Here is a 20,887-nt window from a genome sequence, read left to right as displayed (position 1 = left end):
GCGACACGCGCCCGGCCCCCCCGCACGCGTGCCCCCGCCCGGTACGCGACACGAACCCAAGCCCCACGCGCACACGACACGACCGGGCGCGGGGCGCGGGCTCCCCGTGCGCGTGACGCGGTTCAGCACGGGGCGTCCCCCGGGGTCGTGCGGCTCAGCACACCTGATCTCCGTTCTTGCTGACCGGGCAGCTCGCCCGTACGGCGCAGGTGCGGCAGCCGTCGTTCACCTTGGCCTGGAAGAACGGTCCCGACATGCCGATCGCGACGGTGTCGACCATGTCGCGGGCCCAGCCGGGGTCGGTGTCGTCCGCCAGGGGAGGCTGCGTCTGCTCCTTGGCGGCCTTCTTGCCCGCCGCGTCGCCCACCTGGACCAGGGCCGCGCCGCCCGGCTCGGTCATACCGTGCCGCTGGAAGGCACCCAGCAGCGCGGCGAGCTGGTAGACGCCGAGCTGGGGGTGGCGTTCGAGGTCGGCGTCCTTGGGACCGTTCTTGCCGGTCTTGATGTCGATGATCACGGCCCGGCCGTCGCCGTCGCGCTCGACCCGGTCGACCCGGCCCTTGATCTGCACCCCCTCGGAGACCATGGCCGTGAACGCCTCCTCCAGGCCGACCAGCTCCCTGGGGTTCTCCTCGTGCCAGCGGACGAACTTGGAGATCATCTCCTCGGCGACCGCGCGCTGCTTGCGGTTGTACCAGACGCCGCCGAAGTCGAGCTCGTGCCAGACGTCGTCCAGGCGCTTGCCGAGGGTCTCCTCGGTGGGCATGCCCGTCGCGGCGAGGACGGCGAGCGCGTGCACGACCGTGCCCAGGCCGCGGGCCACGTCGGTGCCGCCCGCGCCCACGGAGGTCTCCAGCAGCCAGCGCAGGCCGCACTTGCTGAAGCTCTCCACCGCCGAGGGCGAGACGCGCACGATGTCGTCGGGCCAGCTGAGCGGGCGGTCGTCGGAGATGGGGGTGAGGGCGTACCACTCGTTGGGGTGGGCGCCGGGCACCCCGGAGGCGGCGAGCCTGGCCAGGTGCTCGGCCGCGGACCTGCGCAGCGGCTCCGGCCTGGTGGAGTCGGCGACCGCCGAGCGCAGGTCGGCCACGAGCGCGGACATGCTGAGCCAGCGGGAACGCTCGTCGACACCCGCGTCCTCGGCCGAGCCGGGGACTAGCTCGGTGAGGAAGCGGGAGGGCCGCTCCTCGGTGTCGTCGCCGCCCACGGCGGTGACGATGAGCCGCTTCCTGGCCCTGGTCGCGGCCACGTAGAACAGGCGGCGCTCCTCGGCCAGCAGCTGGGAGGCGAGGGCCGCGGAGACGGCCGCCGGGTTCTCGTGCTCGGAGCCCTCGGCCCTGGCGACCATGTCGTCGGTGCTCAGGATGGACCCGCGCAGCCGCAGGTCCGGCCAGGCGCCCTCCTGGACCCCCGCGACGACCACCACGTCCCACTCCAGGCCCTTGGAGCGGTGCGCGGTGAGGATGCGGACCGTGTCCCCGTCGGGGGCGCGTTCGGCGAGGGAGTCGCCGGGGATCTCCTGGGCGACCAGGTCCTCGACGAACACGTCCACCCCGGCGTGCGGGAGCCGGTCGACGAACCTGGCCGTGTGGTCGAACAGCGCCACGACGGCGTCGAGGTCGCGGTCGGCCATGGTGCCCCTGACGCCACCCCTGAGGCTGACGTCGGTCCACTTCCTGGCCAGGCCGGTGGCCTGCCAGACGGCCCACAGCACGTCCTCGGCGGTGCCGCCCTGCCGTACGGCCTCGGTGGCGGCGGAGATGAGACCGGCGAGCCGCTCGGCGGGCAGCGCCACGTGCGGCTCCACCCTCACCAGCTCCCGCGCGTCCTTCAGCGCCGCGACCATCAGCTCGCCCGAGGAGCGGGGGCCGGAGACCTCGCGCTCCGCCATCTCGGCCACGTCCGCGCCGTCCGCGTCGTGCTCGCCGGGACCGTCCGGCGCGTCGTGCTCGCCGGGGTTGGCGAGCGCCTCGTGCTCGGCGATCCGCAGGGCGCGGCGCAGGCGGCGCACCCCGATCATGTCGGTGCCGCCGAGCGCGCCGGTCAGCAGCTCCTCGGCCACCCCCTCGTCGAGGGTCTCCGGGTGCAGCGCCACCTGGATGAGCCTGATCAGCGGCCGTACGCCCGGCTCCTGGAACAGCGGCACCTCGCCGCCGCCGACCACGACCGGCACCCCGGCGGTGACCAGGGCGCGGCGCAGCAGCGGCACCTGGCGCGTCGCCGACCGCACCAGCACGGCCATCCGCGACCAGGGGACGCCGTCCAGCAGGTGCGCCCTGCGGAGCGTGTCGGCGACGATCGCCGCCTCCTGGGTGGCGCCGTCGGCCACCAGCACCCGTACGTCGCCGGGCTCGGCGTCCGGCAGGGCGCGCAGGTCGCGGTGGGCGGCGCCGCCGGGGGTGGCGGGCAGGCGGGCGGTGACGCGGCGGGTGGCCCTCAGCAGGTCCCGGCCGCTGCGGCGGCAGACGCGCAGCGCGACGACGGTGGCCTTCGCGCCGTCGGCGTCGCGGAACCGGTCGGGGAAGCTCATGATCCCCCGGACGTCGGCGCCGCGGAAGCCGTAGATCGACTGGTCGGGGTCGCCGACCGCGACCAGGTCGCGGCCCTCCCCCGCCAGCTGCTGGAGCAGGAACTCCTGCGCGGGGTCGGTGTCCTGGTACTCGTCGACGAAGACGACGTCGTACGCCGACCGCTCGCGGGCGCGCACCTCGGGGTCGGAGAGCAGCGCCCCCGCCGCGCGGATCAGCTCCGCGTAGTCGAGGACCGGTTCGAGGTCGAGGTCGAACCTGGCCTGGTAGCGGTCGGCGAACCCTCCGGCGGCCGTCCAGTCGGCGCGGCCGTGGCGGCGGCCCAGCTCGCGCAGCTCGGGCCCATCGAGGCCGCGCTCGGCGGCGCGGGCCAGGAAGTCGCGGAGCTCCTGGGCGAAGCCGCGCGTCTTGAGCGCCTCGTGCATGTCGTCCGGCCAGTGCGCGGCGCCGTCCTCCAGCTCGCCGTGGAGCAGGCGGCGGATCTCCAGGAGCTGCTCGGGGCCGGTCAGCAGGCGCGGCGGCACCCCTCCGGCGAGCACGGCCTCGCGGCGGAGCAGCGCGTAGGCGTAGCTGTGGAAGGTGAGGGCGAGGGGGGTGCGGGTGGTGCGGCGCATCCTGGCGGTGATGCGCTCGCGCAGCTCCTCGGCGGCCTTGCGGCTGAAGGTGAGGACGAGCACCCGCTCGGGGTCGACGCCCCGGCGCTCGATCCTGTCGACGACGGTCTCGACGATCGTGGTGGTCTTGCCGGTGCCGGGCCCCGCGAGCACGAGGAGCGGGCCGCTCCCATGGGCCACCACCGCCCGCTGGTGCTCGTCGAGCACAGGGGCAACAGCCCTCCCCGCACCCTCACGACGTATCAGCCGCCAGTCCTGACCACTCACAACTCGCCATTCCACCAGATCCCGGACGATGATCGTGCCGAGTCGGCGGGTACGGCATGGCGGATTCTTCACCGGGTACGGCGGGCGGCGGGCGGTTCCCGGGAGAGCCGGTCCTCCGGGCATCGCGCGGACCTGGGACGGAGCCCCCGGAAGGGCGGCCAGGGACGGGTTCGCGGGCGGGACGGGCGGTCGTGCGGGCCTTCCCCGGAACCACCGGAAACCGGTCAGGGATCGCGAGACCTGCCGGGAACGAACCCGGATGAGAACCCGGGGACAAACCGGAAAACGAATCCGGGGGCCGTCTCAGGGAGACGGCCCCCGGATCATCCAGGTCGAAGCGGGACGGTCAGGTCGAGAAGACCCGGTCGACGAGCCTCGCCGTCGCCTTGCCGTCGTCGCGGGGGGCGTAGGTGCGCTGGAAGAGGTCGTACTTCTCGGCGTACGTGGCGGTCACCTCGTCGATCGACCGCAGGGCCTTGACGACCTCCGCCCCGGTGGACAGCAGCGGTCCGGGGGCCTCGGCGGCCAGGTCGAGGTGGACGCCCCGCTTGGACGAGTAGCGCTGCAGGTCGTAGGTGAAGAAGAGCATCGGCCTGCCGGTCGCCGCGAAGTCGAACATGACCGACGAGTAGTCCGTGATCAGCACGTCCGCGATCAACAGCAGATCCGTAATATCCGGATATGTCGTGACGTCGCGCCCCAGACCGGCGCGCACGTTCGGCGCCGCCTGCATCGAGTGACCCCGGATCAGGAACTCGTAACCGGGACCGAGCACCCGGTGCGCCTCGGCCAGGTCCAGGCGGATCGAGGCGTTCTTGCGGTCGTAGTCGCGGTAGGTCGGCGCGTAGAGCACCACCTTGGCGCCCTCGGCGATGCCGAGCCGCGCGCGCACCGCCGAGGCCAGCTCGTCGCGGTCGGGGGCCACGAGCACGTCGTTGCGCGGGTAACCGCTCTCCAGGACCTCGCCCTGGTAGCCGAACGCCTTGCGCAGGACGCGGGTCGCCCAAGGGCTCTGGGAGACCAGCAGGTCCCAGCCGCGCACCTCGACGGCCTGCCGGTGCCAGGCCGGCGGCTTGGGGTCGCGGGACATGTGCGGCAGGTCGTTGCCCAGGCGCTTGACCGGGGTGCCGTGCCAGGTCTGCACCACCACCTGGTCCTCGCGGGACCGGAACCACGGCGGCAGGAACCCGTTGGTCACCACGTAGCGCGACCGGGCCAGCGCCGCGTAGTGCTCGCGGCTGCCCGCGCGCACCACGGTCGGGCCGGTGCCCGTGCCGAAGCCGAGCTCCTTCGGGCCGGGCGGCACGAACGCGCCGTCCTTGACCACCCAGATGTGCTCGCCGTCGTCGCCGCGCCGCACGCGCTCCTCGTAGACCGCGCGGACGCTGCCCTCGTACTGCCGCCCGTCGTAGGCGACGTAGACGGTCGCGTCGTTCAGCTCGCGGGTCCGCTCGGCGGGGTAGAAGTGCCGGCGCAGGGCGAACAGGCCGCCGGCGCCCTTCTCGTCGTCGGGCAGGTGCTCGGCGACGGACAGCACCGGGATGTCGAAGCGGGTGGAGATCAGCCGGTATTCGCGGCCGTCACGGATCTTCGTCTCCTCGTCCAGCCCGTCGAGGATGGCGTGGTCGACGCGGAACGGGACGATCTGCCCGGCCTCGTCGCGGACCGCCATGCTCCAGGTGCCGCTGCTCAGCGGGGCCGTGTCGCCGAAGCGGGGCATCGCGGCGGGCGCGAGCGCGACCCTGAAGCGGGAGTCCTCGCGCTCCAGGGGGATGGCGTGGATCAGCCCGCCTCGGTGCTTGAGGGTGAGCGCGGCCTCGCCGGAGCCCGGGTAGGAGCCCTCCAGGGTGAGCACGCCCCGCTCGTCCCAGGTCGCCGCGGTGATGACCGGGCGGATCCGGTGCGCGGAGACGCTCACGCGGTCGCGCCGGTCGCGCAGCACGGTGATCTCCCGGTCGCCGACGACCGTACGGCTCTCCAAAGCCTTGCCGATCATGACGGAGGCCGCGGGGTCGCCCTTGGGCTCGATCCAGAGCCTGCCGCCGTCGCGTTCCTGCAGCAGGGAGGCCGTCGCGAGCGGTACGACGACGGTGGTGCCGCCCTTGGCGGGGGTGAACTCGGCGGCGATCCGGTGGCCGTCCAGGCGGGCCTGCCCCCTGGTGACGCCCTTGCCCGGCAGGAAGACCTCGACCTCCAGGCGCTCGCCGTCCAGCCGCACGCCGACCAGCTCGGCCCGGGTGGGCTGCAGCACGACCTGGAGGGCGCGGTCGGAGGTCCAGACGGGACGGATCCACCAACCCTTGCCGAGGTCCAGCCCCGAGGGGCGCTCGGTGCGGCCGGTGGAGGGACCGCGCAGGAGACCTCCGGCGCGGGCGCCCCGGCTCCAGATCACGATCTCGGCGCGCCAGGTGGTGGTGTCCTGGACGGTCGCGCGGCGGCGCAGCAGGCGCTTGCCGCCGCGCATCACGGCCCGTACGGCCGAACGCCAGCGCAGCGGCCAGGGGCTCATCTCGGCGGTGAAGCCGGACCAGTCGTAGTTGCAGCCCGCCTCCTCCGCGCCGTGGGTCGCCTCGGGGTGGAAGACCCTGCGGGTGCGCAACCGCACCGGCGGCAGCCAGCGCGGGCCGCGCAGCACCACGGTGGCCCGGTTGAGGCGGCGGCTGCGCACGGACAGTCCGGCCAGGTAGGCGTGACCGCTGACGTGCAGCCTCCCGCCCGACCAGGAGACGTCCTCGACCTGGGTCACCGGGATGAGGTCGGCCGCCCGCAGGCGGTACAGGGCCTCGGGAAGTTCGTCCTGGAGCGGCAGGTCCGCGTACCAGCGGAGGCTCTTGCGGACCCGCTTGGACGGCTCGGCCGCGGCGGTCACGAGCTTCTGCAGCGCGTCGCCGTCGGCGAGGTCGTCGATCCCCCGATGCTCGATCAGGTGGAAGGCGATCCTGCGGGCGACCGGCAGGTCGCGCTTGACCTTCGCGTCGACACCGGTCACGTACGGCTTCAGGAGCGTGACGAACTCGCGGCGCCTGGCGGCGCCCCGCTTGGCCGCGATCTCCAGCCGGGACCCCAGGGGACCGGCCAGCGCGTCGGCGTCGAAGCGGCGACGCTCAGCCGGTTTCAGCCCGTCCGCCAGCACCGCGGCCATGATCGAGTCGAGTGGTTCTCCCCGGTCGCAGAGATCCTGGACAGCCCGCAGACGATCAGCGACGGGGTCGCCGCTGGCTCGTACGGGAGTGGCACCGGTGGCCATGGGGAAAGCACCGCCTTTCGGACAGAGCGCTGTCCTAGGCCATGTTAGTGCGCCACAGCAGGGCCGGTTACGCCGTGATTTACGGGCTTGCGGGATTTACAGGCATTTGTGATCTACCGGGTTTTCCCGCCCCGACCCGTCGTACTATTGCGGGTTCCCGTCCCATCTGGCCGCGCGCATGTCGGCGCGGGCGCCCCTCAGCGGGGTCCGCTCCTCGCGCCAGCTCGCCAGGCACCGCTGCTCGTGGCCGGGCGGCGGGGTGCCGTCGGCGTGCACGACGCGCCACCAGGGCACGCCCCCGCCCCAGGTGGACATCACCCTGCCGACCTGGCGCGGCCCCCCCTCGCCGAGATACTCGGCGATGTCGCCGTAGGACATCACCATCCCGGACGGGATGCGCTCGACCAGGTCGAGCACCCGCTCGGCGTACGGGGTGGGGTGGCCTACTGACTCCATACGGTCGGCCCGGCGGAGAGGATCTCGTCGAGTTTGCCGAACTCGTAGGCCGCCGAGCCGTTCAGCTGCTCGACCAGGCCGCCGCGGATCGCGTAGGACTCGCCGTCCTCGCCGACCAGCCGCGCCCCCAGGAGGGCGGACACGCGCGCCAGCTGGGCCACCTGCCAGTCGGATCCGGGGGCGCCGGAAAGCCGTCCGTTCCATACCGCTATGGCATGGACCGCGCCATTGTGGCGGGCAAGGATCTCCCCGGACTCCTGCGAGCCCCTGAACTCGAACCCCGCCTGCCCCAGCACAGTCGCGAGTTCCGCGAAGGCGAGAGGCGCAGGGCGCTCCACGCGCAACTCGTACCCCATAACGCGCGAGACTAGCGAACGTTCCAGGTTTTCCGGGGCGTGAATCCAGACATCAGGGCTACCGCATCCGAACGGTGTCCAAAACGCGTTCGAATCGCAGTCGAATTACGGTTATCTTCGCGATCTCCTACGCCGGATCGGCTCGGGGGAGGCCATCATCGGCCCTCCCCTTCCGGAGTGCCGGTTGAGCATCGCCACGGCCGCCGCGAACGCCAGCAGACCGGCCACGAGGCCCGTACCGTACAGCCAGAGGCGCACCGGCTCGGGGCCCGGCCTGCTGGGCTCGGTGGGCAGGGTGCCGTCGCCGAAGCGCTTGCCGTCGGGGACCGGGACCTCCGCCACGCCGGTCACCAGCCGGTCCGCCCTGGCCAGGGCCGCCGCGGCGTCGACGACGCCGAACCCGACGTGGTCGTCATAACCGCCGGTGGGCCGGGCCGTGGCCGTGGAGGTCAGGGCCTGCGACACCATTTGGGGAGATATATCCGGATATTTTGCTTTTATAAGGGCGGCGACTCCGGCCACCAGCGCGGTCGCCGAACTGGTCCCCTCCGAGGATCCGTATTTCCCCCCGGGAACGACCACCGGCACGTCGACACCCGGCGCCGAGACCAGGACCGACAGGTTGTCGCTGCTGAACGTCGCGGGCCTGCCGAGGTCGTCCACCGCGCCCACCCCGATGACCCCGGAGTATCCGGCCGGGAAGTTCCAGAAGGAGGTGTCGTTGTCCATGGCGTACCGGGAGTCCCCGTCGTTGCCCACCGCGGCGACGAGCACCACCCCCTTGGACAGCGCGTACGAGACCGCCTCCCGCTCGCTCCGGTGCGGCCCGTAGGCGCCCAGCGACATGCTGACGACCTTGGCCCCGTGGTCGGCGGCGTAGCGGATCGCGCGGGCCAGGGGGCTGTCGTCGCGCGAGCGCAGGTCCTCGCCGGGCAGGGCGGACCCGTTCTCCGGTCGCTCCTCGACGATCAGCGGCAGCGAGAGGATCCTGGCCTCGGGCGCGACGCCGAGAAGGCCCTCCTCCCCGTTGCCCGCTCCGGCGATGAGCGAGGCCATCGCGGTGCCGTGCCGCCCGGCGTCCGGGGTGTCCCGGTCGAACCGGACCGACCCCATGTCGGGCCCGGAGATCACCCGTCCCCGCAGCTCGGCGACCTGGTCGTCCACCCCGCTGTCGACCAGTGCCACGATGACGCCCGACCCCTTGGTGACCTTCCACGCCTCCTCGGTGTTGAGCATCTCCAGCACCCAGCGCTGGTCCTCGCGGACGTCCGCCACGCCCCCTGGCCGCGCCGACTCCGGCGGTGCCGACTCGGGTGGCGCGGGCTCGGGCAGCACCGACGGCGCGGGCTCGGGTGGCGCGGTCGACGCGAGCCCGGCGAGCGCGGGGACCGCCGTCACCGGGGCGGCGACCGGCACCGGCCCGGCCACCGGCCCCGCCACGGAGAGCGCGGCCAGCGCTCCCCCCGCCCAGAACCGCCGGAGCCTCAGCACACGTTCCCCTGGGTGCACTGCGGCACGGCGCTGGGCTCGTCGCCGAGGGCGCGGGCGATGCGCCCCGCGACCGCCTGGGCCGCGGGCCACAGCTCGCTGTGCAGGATCTCCTCGGGGGCGACCGCCTGGCGGGTGCGTCCGTCGGTGTAACCGGCGGTGGAGAAGACGATGTAGGGGCCGACGCCCACCCAGGCGTTGCGCTGGCGTTGCGCGGCCCCGAACAGCTCGGTCGCCGTGCCGGGGAAGGCCACCGGGCGCACCCCCACCCGGTCGTCCACGGCCAGCTGGGCGGAGGCGGCGATCCTCCGCTCCTCGTCGCCGAGCACGGCGACGCCCACGGTGAAGGCGAACGAGGACGTCTGGTCGACGTAGGTGGCCCGCAGCAGGGTGCGGCAGCCGTACTCGGAGAGCACCGACCCCACCGGCGCGTCCGTCCCCGCCGCGCAGGCCACCTCGGGGGCGAGGCCGACCCTGCGGGCGTACTGCTGGACGCTGCCGAGGCCGATGTACTGCAACTCGGCGGGGAAGACCAGGTCGGCGGTCCAGGTGTACCAGCGCCTGGCGATGTCGTCCTGGATGTAGCGGGCCTGCTCGGCGGCGGTCAGCGGGCGCGAACTCGTCTCGCGCACCAGCCCGACCGTGCCGGTCAGCACGTTGGTGGCGGAGATGGCGAGGATCGTGCCCATCAGGATCAGGAAGATCGTACGGAAGCGGATGCCCTGCTCCAGGGTCGCCAGCTCGGCGCGCCCGACCGCCCCGCGGTCGCGGCCCGCCGCGGGCCAGGATCGCACCCGGGCCCGCCTGGCGGAGGAGGAGCCCGGCGCGGGCGCTCGCCGGATCCGGCCACCTCCGGCACCGCCGACGCCGCCCGCCCGCGAGCCGGACGGCGGCCAGCCGCCGCGAGCGCGGGGGGCCGGGGCTCCCGGGGGCCGCTCCGGCTCCTGGGACCGCCCTTGCTGCGACATACTCCGATGCTACGTCGAAGGACCTCCCCGCCCTATCGGCGGCGGGTATTTTCGCGCCACTCTCCAGGCGGGGGCCGGTGTCCGCGCGAACCGGAGCCCGGCTCCCGAACCGGGAGCCGCGCCGGGACCCGCGTCAGGGCCCGCGCCGGGCCTCGGACCGCGGGCCGTGCGGGGCCCCGGATTCGGGTCCGAAACCCCGGATCGCGGGCCGTGCGGAGTCCGTGCGGCACCGCCGGGCGCTCAGCTCCAGGGCCCCGCGAACGGGTCCCGCACGGGGTCCTCGAAGATCTCCGGCGAGCGCGTACGGCCGACGAACACGGCGAGCGCGATCAGGGAGACGACCGCGCCGAGCCCGGCGGCCACGGCCACCCCGCCGTACAGGGTGATCCGGTCCCGGTCGCGGTGGACCACCCGTACCGGCTCGACCGCCAGGCCCAGCGGGCGGGCGGGGTCGTGCCCACCGGCGCCCCCGGCCCCCTCGGCGGTGAGGGTGTGCCGGGAGATCCTGGCGGCGGCGGCGAGTGCCCGGGTGGCGTTGACGACGCCGAAGCCCGTACCGGTGTCGTAGCCGCCGGTGGGCCGCCGGGTGGCTCCCGCGGTGATCGCCTGGACGACCAGCACGGGCGACATCTTCGGATATCTGGCCTTGATCAGGGCGGCGACGCCCGACACCAGGGCGGTCGCCTGCGAGGTGCCCCGGCCGACCCAGTACTCGTCGCCCGGACCGGCGCCGAGGATGTCCACCCCCGGCGCGGCCACCAGGACCGAGGGGTTGCGGTTGGAGAACGAGGCCCGGCGCAGCCCTCGGTCCGTCGCGGCGACCGAGACCACGCCGGGGAAGGCCGCCGGGTAGGAGTAGGGGGCGTAGCCGCTGGCGTCGGGCTCCTCTGCGCCCTCGTTGCCCGCCGCCGCGACGAGCACGACCCCCTTGGAGATCGCGTAGCGGATCGCCGACCGCTCCTCCCGGGTCGCCAGTTCCTTGGAGATCGACATGTTGATCACGTCGGCACCGCGGTCCACCGCGTGCCTGATGCCCCTGGCCACCACGTTCTCGTAGCGCTCCGCGGTGTTGAACTCCCGGAAGCCGGGCTCCTCGTCCTCCAGGATGACCCGTACCGACAGCACCTTCGCGCGGGGCGCGACGCCGATCACCCCGTCGGCGCCGCCGGGCCCGTGCCCGTGCCCGGCGATCAGCGACGCCATGTACGTGCCGTGCAGCCTGAGGGGCCTCACCCCCGGCGGGTTGGCCCCGGCCGTGAAGTCCTCGCCCTCGGTCACCGAGCCGACCAGGTCCCGGTGGGCACGGTCCACTCCGGAGTCGAGCACGGCCACGGTCACGCCCTCGCCCTCGGAGATCCGCCAGGCGTCGGGCAGGCCGAGGGTCCGCAGCACCTCCCGCTGGCTCTCCCTGACGTCGTCGGCCCGCGCGGCCAGGACCGGGGCCAGGACCACCGGCACCGCCAGCGCCACCAGCACCGTCAGCACCACCCGCGTCACCGTGTTCCTCAGGGCCCTCGGGGGCACCGGAAGTCCCCTCGGCTCCGCCCTCGCGGGCGGCCCGGCGGTGGTCAGCATCGCCACTCCGTGGAGACGCAGTCGGGACGGGCGGGCATGGACAGGTCGGCGAGGATGCGGTCGGCGATGTCCCCGGTGAACGCGAACAGGGTCGGCCGCTGCTCGCCGACCGCCCTGGCGGGCCTGCCGTCGGTCTGGCCGGCCGTGGCCATCACCACGTACGGGCCCGCCTGCCGGGCGAGGCCCGCCTGGCGCCCGGCGGAGACGAACCTGTCGGTGACGGTGCCGGGGAAGGCCAGCGCCCTCAGGCCGGGAGAGGGCCTGCCGCCCCTGGGCAGCGCCGCCTTGGCCCTGGTGGCGCCGATCTCGTCCGCGAAGGCCGCGACGCCGACGGTGACGACGATCCCCTGGAGCGCGTCGATGTAGGTGGCCCGCAGGACGCCCAGGCAGCCCGCCCGCCGCAGCGCCTTGCGCAGCCGGGCGTCGACCGCGCCGTCACAGCGGGTCTCCGGCGAGATGCCCACCCTGCGGGCCTTCTCCTCGCCGCCCTGCTCGGGGGCGTAGGGGACGGCAGCGGGGAAGACGCGACCGGCGGGCCAGGCCTGCCAGCGCCTGGCGACCTCGTCGAGGGCGGCCCGGTCGAGCTCCGCCTGGGTCGGCCCCCGGGTGAGCTCCGTCGCGGCGGCACTGCTCGCCACCCCGGCCACGATGGCGCAGAGCAGTGTCAGGGCCGAAGCCACGACCAGCGTCGGCCATGAACGCCGCCGCTGACGTGGGACTTCATTCACGTCCCCGACCTTAATGCGGTGAGGAGGGTGTCATCCGCCGTTCCGTCCAGATCCGTCAGTGTGGAGAGCACTTGGTGACCTCGGCGGCACCCTCCGGACACGCCACGGACGGCAGGCGCCCCGCGGAGCGCGGGCTCCACGGGGCGCGGGGCCCGCTCAGTAGGCGGGCAGGCTCGGGTCGACCGTCTTGATCCAGCTGAGCACGCCGCCGCCCACGTGGACGGCGTCGGAGAAGCCTGCGCTCTTGACGACCGCCAGGACCTCGGCGGAGCGGGCACCGGACTTGCAGTGCAGGACGATCTTCTTGTCCTGCGGGAGCCTCTCCAGCGCGGAGCCGTTGAGGAACTCCCCCTTGGGGATGAGCACGGCGCCGGGGATGGACACGATCTCGTACTCGTTCGGCTCGCGGACGTCGATCACGTAGATGCTCTCGCCCCTGTCCTGCCAGGACTTGAGCTCGGCGGCGGTGATCGTGGAGCCGGAGGCGGCCTCCTGGGCCTCCTCGGAGACCGCGCCGCAGAACGCCTCGTAGTCGTCGAGCAGCTGGGTGACCGTCGGGTTCTTGCCGCAGAGCACGCACTCGGGGTCCCTGCGGACCTTGACGGAGCGGTAGTTCATCTCCAGGGCGTCGTAGATCATCAGGCGGCCGACCAGCGGCTCGCCGATGCCCGCGAGGAGCTTGATGGCCTCGTTGACCTGGATGGAGCCGATCGACGCGCACAGCACGCCGAGCACGCCGCCCTCGGCGCACGAGGGGACCATGCCGGGCGGCGGGGGCTCGGGGTAGAGGCAGCGGTAGCAGGGGCCGTGCTCGGCCCAGAAGACGCTGGCCTGGCCGTCGAAGCGGTAGATCGAGCCCCAGACGTACGGCTTGCCGAGGAGGACGGCCGCGTCGTTGACCATGTAGCGGGTCGCGAAGTTGTCGGTGCCGTCCACGATCAGGTCGTAGGCGGCGAAGATCTCCATCACGTTGTCCGTGGTGAGCGCCTCGTTGTGGACGACCACCTTGACCAGCGGGTTGATCTCCCTGACGCTGTCGGCGGCGCTCTCCGCCTTGGGGCGGCCGACGTCGGACTGGCCGTGGATGACCTGCCGCTGCAGGTTGGACTCGTCGACCACGTCGAAGTCGATGACGCCGAGCGTTCCCACTCCCGCGGCCGCGAGATAGAGCAGCGCGGGGGAACCCAGGCCTCCGGCGCCCACACAGAGCACCTTGGCGTTCTTCAGGCGCTTCTGCCCGGCCATGCCGACGTCCGGGATGATCAGGTGGCGCGAGTAACGGCGCACCTCGTCGACGGTCAGCTCGGCTGCCGGCTCTACCAGCGGTGGCAACGACACAGTTCTGCTCCCGTTTCAGGGGTTCTTGATGCGGCTGGCGCAGCACGCTCCACTCACAACCTAACCCGGTGCCCCCGTCATTCCCCAACCGGCGCGAGGACCGTCTCGGCGATCAGGAGCCCGGCCTCGCGGGCCACCCGCCCGGGGAACTCCATCTGGGCCACGTGCCCGGCGTCGGGCAGCAGCACCAGCCTCGCGTGCGGGAACGTCCGGACGGCGCGGGCGGCCATCCGGGGGTTGACGAGCCGGTCGTGGCGGCCGTGGATGACCAGCGTGGGCGCCTTCACCTGGGCCGCCTGCCGCCACAGGTTCGTCTCCCCGCGCCTGAAGTACTCGGCGACGATGCCTCGGGCCGAGTTGATCAGTGCCTCCACCGCGTACGGGAGGCCGTCCCTGCGGCGCAGCTCGTCGGCCGCCTCCCTGAGGCGGTCCGGGTGGATCCGCCCGATGTCGGCGTAACACATGGCGAGCGTGACGCCGAGCCTGCGCTCGGCGGGCACGAGGGTGAGCCTGCCCGCGGCCCACTCGCCGATCCGGGGCACGGTGGACAGCGCCACCCGCGCCGGGCCGTACCGGGGCAGGAGGTCGGGCAGGGCGGGCGAGATCAGGGTCAGGGAGCGGACCAGCTCGGGGCGGGTGGCGGCGACCCGCACCGAGACGGCGCCGCCCAGGGAGTTGCCGAACAGGTGTACGGGAGTATCGGAGACCCGCTCGATCAGGGCGGTGACGGTCCGGGCGTGGGCGTCGACGGAGTAGTCGCGGCCGGGAGGCTCCGGCGAGTATCCGGCGCCGGGCAGGTCGAGGGCGTGCCCGGTCACCACGCCGGACAGCTCGCCCATCAGGTCGGTCCAGTTGGTCGCGGAGCCCGCGAGGCCGTGCACGTAGACGGCGGTCTCGGCGGGCCCTCGCGGTGTCGACCGCACGTGGACCCGCTGCTCGCCGAGGTCGATCGTCTCGCCCGGCCAGTTGGGGATCGGGTTGTTCACCACTCGCCTCCTGTCGTTCCACTGCCCTTCCACGATAGTTCGGCTCGTGACATGCCCGGCGACAGCCTCCTGATGCCACAAAAGACACATAAGGCAGTTTTCGCCAGATGTCTTTTATTGCACGATTTATCATCATTAATTCGACGGCACTTCAGCGCCGCCGCACCTCGTCGAGGGCCACTCCGGCGTCGTCCTCGGTGGAACAAAAGCGACATTGAAGACATTTCATTTCAAAGTAACTAATAAGAGTCCATCACATGTCATAAATAGATAAGAGGAGCGTAAAGCTCTTTGATTCCTGTTTCTCCGCAGACATGGGTGGAAATCATGACAAGCAGGGATGGCCGGCGACCGGCCATCTCTGGCAATTCCGGTTTATGCAGGAAATGTCGTAAATCGGGGTAACCGATCATTTCAAGGGGGAAACGCATGCCCAAGTTCAGGAGTGTCCTTGCAGGGCTCGCGATCAGCACGGCACTGAGTGGCGGAGTCGTCGGCCTGGGCGCGGCGACCACCGCCACGAGCGCCGGCGCGATGACCACCACGGTCACCGCCGCCGCCTTCCCGACCTGTGGCGGCGGCTGCGGCTGGCGTCGTGGCTGCGGCTGCGGCGGCTGGGGTCGCCGTCACCACCATCGCAGCCACCACCGCATCAGGGTGATCATCAACAACCACAACAACAACCAGAATGAGCTGCGCAACGACAACCGCAGCGGCATCCTGCGGCCTCTGACCTTCGGCGACGACGACGAGTAGTCACCGGCCCGGGACCGCGTACCTCAAAAGGGGCGCGGCACCGTCAGAGGACAGGATCACGCACGGCCCGATCCGCGGTTCGCCGCGGTTTCGCGACCGTGACGGAGAGACAGGAACCCCGCGTTCGCCACGACCGTGCTTCTCACCCAGAGGAACCGGCCAAACGGCGGCAGCGGAAACTTGAGGAGAGATTCCCGAGCCCCTGACTCTCACCACAGTGCGAGTTCTCATTTCACGAAGTGACAGCGAGGCCCCGCGGTTTCCGGACCGCGGGGCCTTCGCGCGTCCTTCACGGCTTCGCGTGTGCCGCCTTTCCCGCCGCCGCGCGCCCCTCCCTCCGTCACCCGGGCGCCGGTGCGCGAGGACGGCACCTGCTCACCCCCGGCGGCGTCCCGCGCCTCCGCCCTCCTCCCCAAAGAACAAATCCGACATTAAATACATTTCCTTTCAAAACGACCAATAGGCATCCAACATCGACGATAAATAGCTAAGAGGAGTGCAAAAGCCTTCGATCTCCGTTTGTCAGCAGACATGCGAGGAAACTATGACAACCAGGGATGGCTCATCACCGGCCATCTCTGACAATTTCCGGTTTATACGGGAAATGCCGAAAACAGGGATAATTAGTTCTTCCAAGGGGGAAACGCAATGCCCAAGTTCAAGAGTGTCATGGCAGGGCTCGCGATCAGCACGGCGCTGGCCGGCGGGGTCGTCACCATGGGCGCGGCGACCACTGTCATGAGCGCCAGCGCGATGACCACCACGGTCACCGCCGCCGCCTTCCCGACCTGTGGCGGCGGCGGCTGCGAGCGTCGCTGCTGCTGCGGCGGTGGCCACTGCCACCGTCACCACAGCCGCAAGCGCTTCAGGCTGATCATCAACAACCACAACAACAACGACAACGAGCTGTTCAACGACAGCCGTACCGACCGCATCGTGCCGCTTCTCGGCGGGGGCGTCGCCGCCGGCTAGTCGCCGGACCGAGGCCGCGACCCCGACCGGGGCACGGCCGGAGAACGAGGTCAACACGGCCCGATCCGCGATTTCCCGCGGTTTCGAGACCGTGACGGAGAGACAGGAAGCCCGCGTTCGCCACAGCCGCGCTTCTCACCCAGAGGAACCGGCCGAACAGCGACAGCGGGAACCTGAGGAGAGATCCACGGGCCCCTGACTCTCAACCACAGTGCGAGTTTTTCATTTCACGACGTCACAGCGAGGCCCCGCGGTTTCCATACCGCGGGGCCTTCGTCTGTTATGTCCCATTTCTGGCGCACCGTCTTTCCTCCCACCCCACACGGCGCCAGATCGCCCCAGAAAGGACCGGCCCCCTTCGCGGGCACTCCGCGGCCGAGACGCCCGGCTCCGGCGCCGTACGCCGACACCCCGGCCCGCGTGAGCCACACCCGCCCGCCCCAGGCGACATCCCGGCAGCACCCCTCGTCTTCACAGAACAAATCCGACATTAAATACATTTCGCTTTAAAGCGACCAATAAGCATCCAACATCGACGATAAATAGCTAAGAGTAGGGTAAAAGCCTTCGATCTCCGTTTGTCAGCAGACATGCGAGGAAACTATGACAACCAGGGATGGCTCATCACCGGCTATCTCTAACCATCTCTGGCAATTTCCGACTCATACGGTAAATGCCAAAAATTGGTAAATCGATCCTTTCAAGGGGGAAACGCAATGCCCGAGTTCAAGAGTGTCCTCGCAGGGCTCGCGATCAGCACGGCACTGGCCGGCGGAGTCGTCGCCATGGGCGCGGCGACCACCGTCACGAGCGCCAACGCGATGACCACCGCGGTCACCGCCGGAACCTTCACGACCTGGGGCGGCGGCGGCTGCTGCAGGGGCAGCCGCGAATACCGTCGCACTCACCACCGCTTCCGGCTGACGCTCAACCAGGACAACTGCAACCGGAACCGTCTGCACAACAGGACCCGTTCCGACCGTCTCGTGCCTCTCACGAACAACAACCAGCCGCCGCCGCCTCCGCCCGTCCCGGGCTCGACCACCACGACGTCCTGATCCAGGTCTGAAACGGGGCGGGACACGAGACCGACAGCGGCCGGAACCGCGTTTCACAGCGGCTCCGAAACCGTTACGGAGAAGTAGGGATCCCGTATTCACCAGGACCGCGTTCCTCCACGGAGAGACGTCGGCCCGAACGGTGAGCACGGAAAGCCGGGGATAATCTCCCCGGGATTCCGACTCTCGACAAAGTGCGAGTTCTCATTTCTCACGAATTACAGGCGGGGGCTCCGCGGTTTTCCGACCGCGGAGCCCCCGCCCTGTGATGTCCCCCGCACGGTTCTTTTCCCCGCATCTCCCCGTACCTCCCCGCCCCCCCCTCAGCCCCCCGCACCACCGCTCTCCCTCACGTCCCGGCAACCACCTCACCCGGACACCGCACACACGTTCGTGAACGTCGCCGGACAGATGGGAAAGACCGTCTGCGCGGCAGGCACCCCCATGGGCGATTCGATGCCGCGTCTTTCTCAGCGCGCGGCATCCGAGGCCGTACGCTGGGCGATGTCCGACGTTTGCAGGAGCCGGGTCAGGAGAGAGAACACGCCGAAGCCCGGATGACGACAGGGGATGTCAGACATGGACGCGCGCGGCGACAGATCGTACGGGAAGACGGTCGACGACCTTCCCGAGGAGCTCTCCTTCGAGACGTCCGAGGCCGACGCCGCCGAGCGACACCGGACGGCACGCGAGAACGGCTCCGAGACACCCGCCGACCTCCCGATGGAGGTGGACCCCGCCGACGCCGCCGAGCAGAGCCGCACGGTGCGCGAGGAGGAGCCGGAGTGGCCCGACTCCGTCCCCCTGGAGGTCGATCCCGCGGACGCCTTCGAGCAGCGACGCACCGTCGAGCTCGACGAGGACGATTATCGCTGACCTCGGTTACCCACGCGTAGGATGGCCCCAGACGCCAGGAGCTTGACACGAGGAGACCACGTGACCGCTACCCCGGACGCCAAGCCCCGGGGCACCCGGCTGCCCCGGACGGCCCGCCGCCGCCAGCTGCTCAGCGCGGCGCAGGAGGTGTTCGTGGAGAACGGCTACCACGCGGCCGCGATGGACGAGATCGCCGAGCGGGCGGGCGTCAGCAAGCCGGTCCTCTACCAGCACTTCCCTGGCAAGCAGGAGCTCTACCTGGCCCTGCTCGACCTGCACGTGGACGACATGATCGCCCGCTGCCGCGACGCCCTCGCCTCCACCACGGACAACAAGCAGCGCGTCCAGGCCGCGATCGGCGCCTTCTTCGACTTCGTCTCCAGCCAGGGTGAGGCGTTCCGGCTGGTGTTCGAGTCGGACCTGCGCAACGTCGCCCCGGTCCGCCAGCGCATGGAGCGCAACCTCCGCGAGAGCGCCGAGATGATCAGCCAGGTCATCCAGGAGGACACCGGCTGCTCCAGCGACGAGGCGCGCCTGCTCGGCGTCGGGCTCGTCGGCATGGCCGAGGTCAGCGCCCGTTACTGGATCAGCAGCAACGGCTCCATCCCCAAGGACGCGGCCACCCAGCTCATCGCCCGCCTGTCGTGGCGCGGCATCTCCGGCTTCCCCCGCACCGTCGCCGACCACTGAGGACCGCCGGGCGGCACCGGCGCTCCCGCCACCGGCCGGGACCGGTTTCCCCGCGCCTTTCCCCCGCACCGCCGACCGTCGGAAACCTCCCGGGCGCCCCGGCTGTTCGCTTCGCGCGATCAACCGGCGCGCTGGGTCTCCGATGGGGCGACCATGGGACGAGCAGCCCTCATCGAAAGATCGAAAGGGAGCACGATGGAAATCAAGATCGGCGTACGTTCCGTACACCGTGAACTCGTAGTGGAGACCAACCTCACGGCCGAGCAGGTCGAGGGCGAGATCACCGCCGCCCTCGCGTCCAGCGGCGGGGTCTTCACCATCACCGACGTCAACGGCCGGAAGATCATCGTTCCGGTCGCCTCACTGGGCTTCGTCGAGATCGGCGAGGAGGAGGCGCGTCCCGTCGGCTTCGGCGGCACTCTCTGACGGATCCCGGGCTCGCGCCAGGTCGTCGTCCTTCGCCGACATGGCGCGGTCCGCGGATCCGGCACGAGCGTGCCCCGAGAACCGGCGCGAAACCCAAGGTCCGGCGCGGACGTGCCGCGAAAAAGCGTGCCGTGGGAACCGGCGGAGGAAACACGGGTATCAGGGACACCCGCCCGGGAACGCTCGCCCTTAGACGCCCGAGTCGCCCTCAGATGTCCGAGCACTCGTCCCGCTCGTCGAGCCCGCAGCAGCGCGGGCGTCTGACGCGGCGGAGATGCTCCCGTCCCCGGCTCACCGCCGGGCAGCCCGCGCCTCCCCTGCGCAGCACGGGACGCGAAGTCCAGCGGTTCGGCCCACATCTCGTCAAGGAACTGCCATAGCGGCGCGAGGCCCTCATGTCTCGCACGCTACAGCCGTTCGGCGCCCCACGCGTCGTGATCCGCGGACCGGCTTCCCGGCTCCGCCCCCGGCGAACAGGCTCCGGTGCGGCCGGGAGGCCCCGAGCCGGGCCCCGTGACAGCCTCCCGGGGCTCCGTGACCGCCTCCCGGGCCACCGTCGCAACCCCGGCCTCGGAAAACGCCCCTGCCGGGCCCGCTAGGGGCCCGGGGTCAGTCCCAGGGCGGACATCCGGTGGCCGTGCTTCTCGGTCAGCCGGGCGAACATCCGGCCGATGTCCTCCCCGGCCGCCTCCACCAGCAGGGTCGCGAGCTCCGGCCTGGCCGCGGCCACGTGCTGTCCCTGGCTCAGCGCCTCCCCCACCAGGCGCCTGGCCCACAGCGCCAGCCGCCCGGCCTGCCTGGGGTCCTGCTGGAGCGCCGCGCGGACCCGCTCGACGGCGAACTGCGACCGCCCCTCGTCCGCGAGGACCTCGTCGACGAGGTCCCGCGTCTCGTCGTCCACGCCGATGGCCGCCTCGCGGTAGAAGTCGAGCGCGATCCCCGTACCGACGTACGCCTTGACCAGAGCCTCCAGCCAGTCTCCCGGGAAGGTCTGGGCGTGCCAGGCGTCCAGCGGCTTGGCGAACGGCGCCATCGCCTCCTCGGGATCCGCCCCCAGGGAGGCGAGCCGGTCGCGGAGCAACTCGAAGTGGGCGTACTCGGCCGCCGCGAGGCCGCCGAGGGCCGCCTGATCGGTCAGCGAGGGGGCGTACCGGGTGGCATCCTCGGCGAGTCTGAGGAACGCGGTCAGCTCGGCGTAGGCGAGGACGCCGAGCAGGTCAAAGACACCGGGAGGGGAATCGCTCATGGACGCAGCCTACGAGCTGAGCGACCTCGCGATTCACCGGGAATAAGAAGAAATCGGTTCCCCGTTGTGGTATCGAGTACACTGCTCTGTGAAAGTGCGACCGCACCGTGTTAATCCGGGATATCCACTCTCGGACGCCCCCAAAAGTCGGCGTGACGCCGCAGCGGTCGCTGATGACATGAGAGGGCTGGACCTTCCGCGAGGACCCGGCACGGGGAACACGTTTTCTGCCCGTGGTCCCGGCAGGCCTGCCTTCAACGGAGATTTAGGCAGGCCAAGCTGACGACGTTCCGAGACCTCGGAGTCACCCCA

18 protein-coding genes are annotated in these 20,887 nt (G+C 71.3%); 6 read left to right on the top strand and 12 right to left on the bottom strand.

The window, feature by feature from the left end:
* Nucleotides 1-154: 154 nt before the first annotated feature.
* The 11 genes from ACW9TB_RS16630 to ACW9TB_RS16580 form a co-directional block, all read right to left on the bottom strand.
* Entirely contained in the window at nt 155-3,349 is a 3,195-nt protein-coding gene (locus ACW9TB_RS16630; protein ID WP_472748924.1) for an ATP-dependent helicase, read from the bottom strand.
* Between the two features lie 406 nt (nt 3,350-3,755).
* On the bottom strand, nt 3,756-6,656 hold the full coding sequence (locus ACW9TB_RS16625; RefSeq protein WP_472748923.1) for a CDP-glycerol glycerophosphotransferase family protein: 2,901 nt from the start codon (nt 6,654-6,656) through the stop codon (nt 3,756-3,758).
* A gap of 144 nt (nt 6,657-6,800) precedes the next feature.
* Entirely contained in the window at nt 6,801-7,112 is a 312-nt protein-coding gene (locus ACW9TB_RS16620; protein WP_472748922.1) for an MGMT family protein, read from the bottom strand.
* Entirely contained in the window at nt 7,100-7,450 is a 351-nt protein-coding gene (locus ACW9TB_RS16615; RefSeq protein ID WP_344921237.1) for a hypothetical protein, read from the bottom strand. The genes ACW9TB_RS16620 and ACW9TB_RS16615 overlap by 13 nt, the downstream gene beginning before the upstream one ends.
* A gap of 129 nt (nt 7,451-7,579) precedes the next feature.
* On the bottom strand, nt 7,580-8,959 hold the full coding sequence (locus ACW9TB_RS16610) for a S8 family peptidase (protein ID WP_472748921.1): 1,380 nt from the start codon (nt 8,957-8,959) through the stop codon (nt 7,580-7,582).
* Nucleotides 8,953-9,924, bottom strand: coding sequence for a hypothetical protein (locus ACW9TB_RS16605; RefSeq protein WP_472748920.1), 972 nt, complete (start codon nt 9,922-9,924; stop codon nt 8,953-8,955). Before ACW9TB_RS16605 ends, ACW9TB_RS16610 begins: the two co-directional genes overlap by 7 nt.
* Before the next feature lie 240 nt (nt 9,925-10,164).
* Nucleotides 10,165-11,499, bottom strand: a complete 1,335-nt coding sequence (locus tag ACW9TB_RS16600; protein WP_472748919.1) for a S8 family serine peptidase — start codon at nt 11,497-11,499, stop codon at nt 10,165-10,167.
* Nucleotides 11,493-12,227 (bottom strand): hypothetical protein, encoded by a 735-nt coding sequence (locus tag ACW9TB_RS16595; protein WP_472748918.1) that lies wholly within the window; start codon nt 12,225-12,227, stop codon nt 11,493-11,495. Before ACW9TB_RS16595 ends, ACW9TB_RS16600 begins: the two co-directional genes overlap by 7 nt.
* Nucleotides 12,228-12,383: 156 nt before the next feature.
* The gene (moeZ, locus tag ACW9TB_RS16590) at nt 12,384-13,565 is read right to left on the bottom strand and encodes an adenylyltransferase/sulfurtransferase MoeZ (RefSeq protein WP_472748917.1); all 1,182 of its coding nucleotides are present in this window, start codon (nt 13,563-13,565) and stop codon (nt 12,384-12,386) included.
* Between the two features lie 77 nt (nt 13,566-13,642).
* Nucleotides 13,643-14,551, bottom strand: a complete 909-nt coding sequence (locus tag ACW9TB_RS16585; protein ID WP_472748916.1) for an alpha/beta fold hydrolase — start codon at nt 14,549-14,551, stop codon at nt 13,643-13,645.
* Nucleotides 14,552-14,811: 260 nt separating this feature from the next.
* The gene (locus ACW9TB_RS16580) at nt 14,812-14,988 is read right to left on the bottom strand and encodes a hypothetical protein (protein WP_472748915.1); all 177 of its coding nucleotides are present in this window, start codon (nt 14,986-14,988) and stop codon (nt 14,812-14,814) included.
* On the opposite strand from ACW9TB_RS16580, the gene ACW9TB_RS16575 reads away from it, so the two are divergent.
* The 6 genes from ACW9TB_RS16575 to ACW9TB_RS16550 all read left to right on the top strand — a co-directional run bounded on the left by ACW9TB_RS16575 (nt 14,981) and on the right by ACW9TB_RS16550 (nt 19,329).
* Nucleotides 14,981-15,307, top strand: coding sequence for a hypothetical protein (locus tag ACW9TB_RS16575; protein ID WP_472748914.1), 327 nt, complete (start codon nt 14,981-14,983; stop codon nt 15,305-15,307). The two genes, ACW9TB_RS16580 and ACW9TB_RS16575, sit on opposite strands and share 8 nt — an antisense overlap.
* Before the next feature lie 648 nt (nt 15,308-15,955).
* Nucleotides 15,956-16,279, top strand: a complete 324-nt coding sequence (locus ACW9TB_RS16570) for a hypothetical protein (protein WP_472748913.1) — start codon at nt 15,956-15,958, stop codon at nt 16,277-16,279.
* A gap of 716 nt (nt 16,280-16,995) precedes the next feature.
* Nucleotides 16,996-17,337 (top strand): hypothetical protein, encoded by a 342-nt coding sequence (locus ACW9TB_RS16565; RefSeq protein WP_472748912.1) that lies wholly within the window; start codon nt 16,996-16,998, stop codon nt 17,335-17,337.
* 579 nt (nt 17,338-17,916) lie between these two features.
* A complete protein-coding gene (locus ACW9TB_RS16560; protein WP_472748911.1) occupies nt 17,917-18,213 on the top strand; it encodes a hypothetical protein in 297 nt (98 codons plus the stop codon).
* Nucleotides 18,214-18,273: 60 nt separating this feature from the next.
* Nucleotides 18,274-18,903 carry a TetR/AcrR family transcriptional regulator gene (locus ACW9TB_RS16555; protein WP_329085733.1) on the top strand — a complete coding sequence of 210 codons (630 nt, stop codon included), beginning with the start codon at nt 18,274-18,276 and terminating at the stop codon, nt 18,901-18,903.
* Between the two features lie 195 nt (nt 18,904-19,098).
* Entirely contained in the window at nt 19,099-19,329 is a 231-nt protein-coding gene (locus tag ACW9TB_RS16550; protein WP_472748910.1) for a DUF3107 domain-containing protein, read from the top strand.
* A 595-nt stretch (nt 19,330-19,924) separates the two neighbouring features.
* Here ACW9TB_RS16550 and ACW9TB_RS16545 read toward each other — a convergent pair.
* Nucleotides 19,925-20,575, bottom strand: a complete 651-nt coding sequence (locus tag ACW9TB_RS16545; protein WP_472748909.1) for a ferritin-like fold-containing protein — start codon at nt 20,573-20,575, stop codon at nt 19,925-19,927.
* Between the last annotated feature and the right edge of the window lie 312 nt (nt 20,576-20,887).

The organism is Streptosporangium sp. H13245, assembly GCF_055690525.1.
This window is presented reverse-complemented; position numbering and strand designations above follow the sequence as displayed.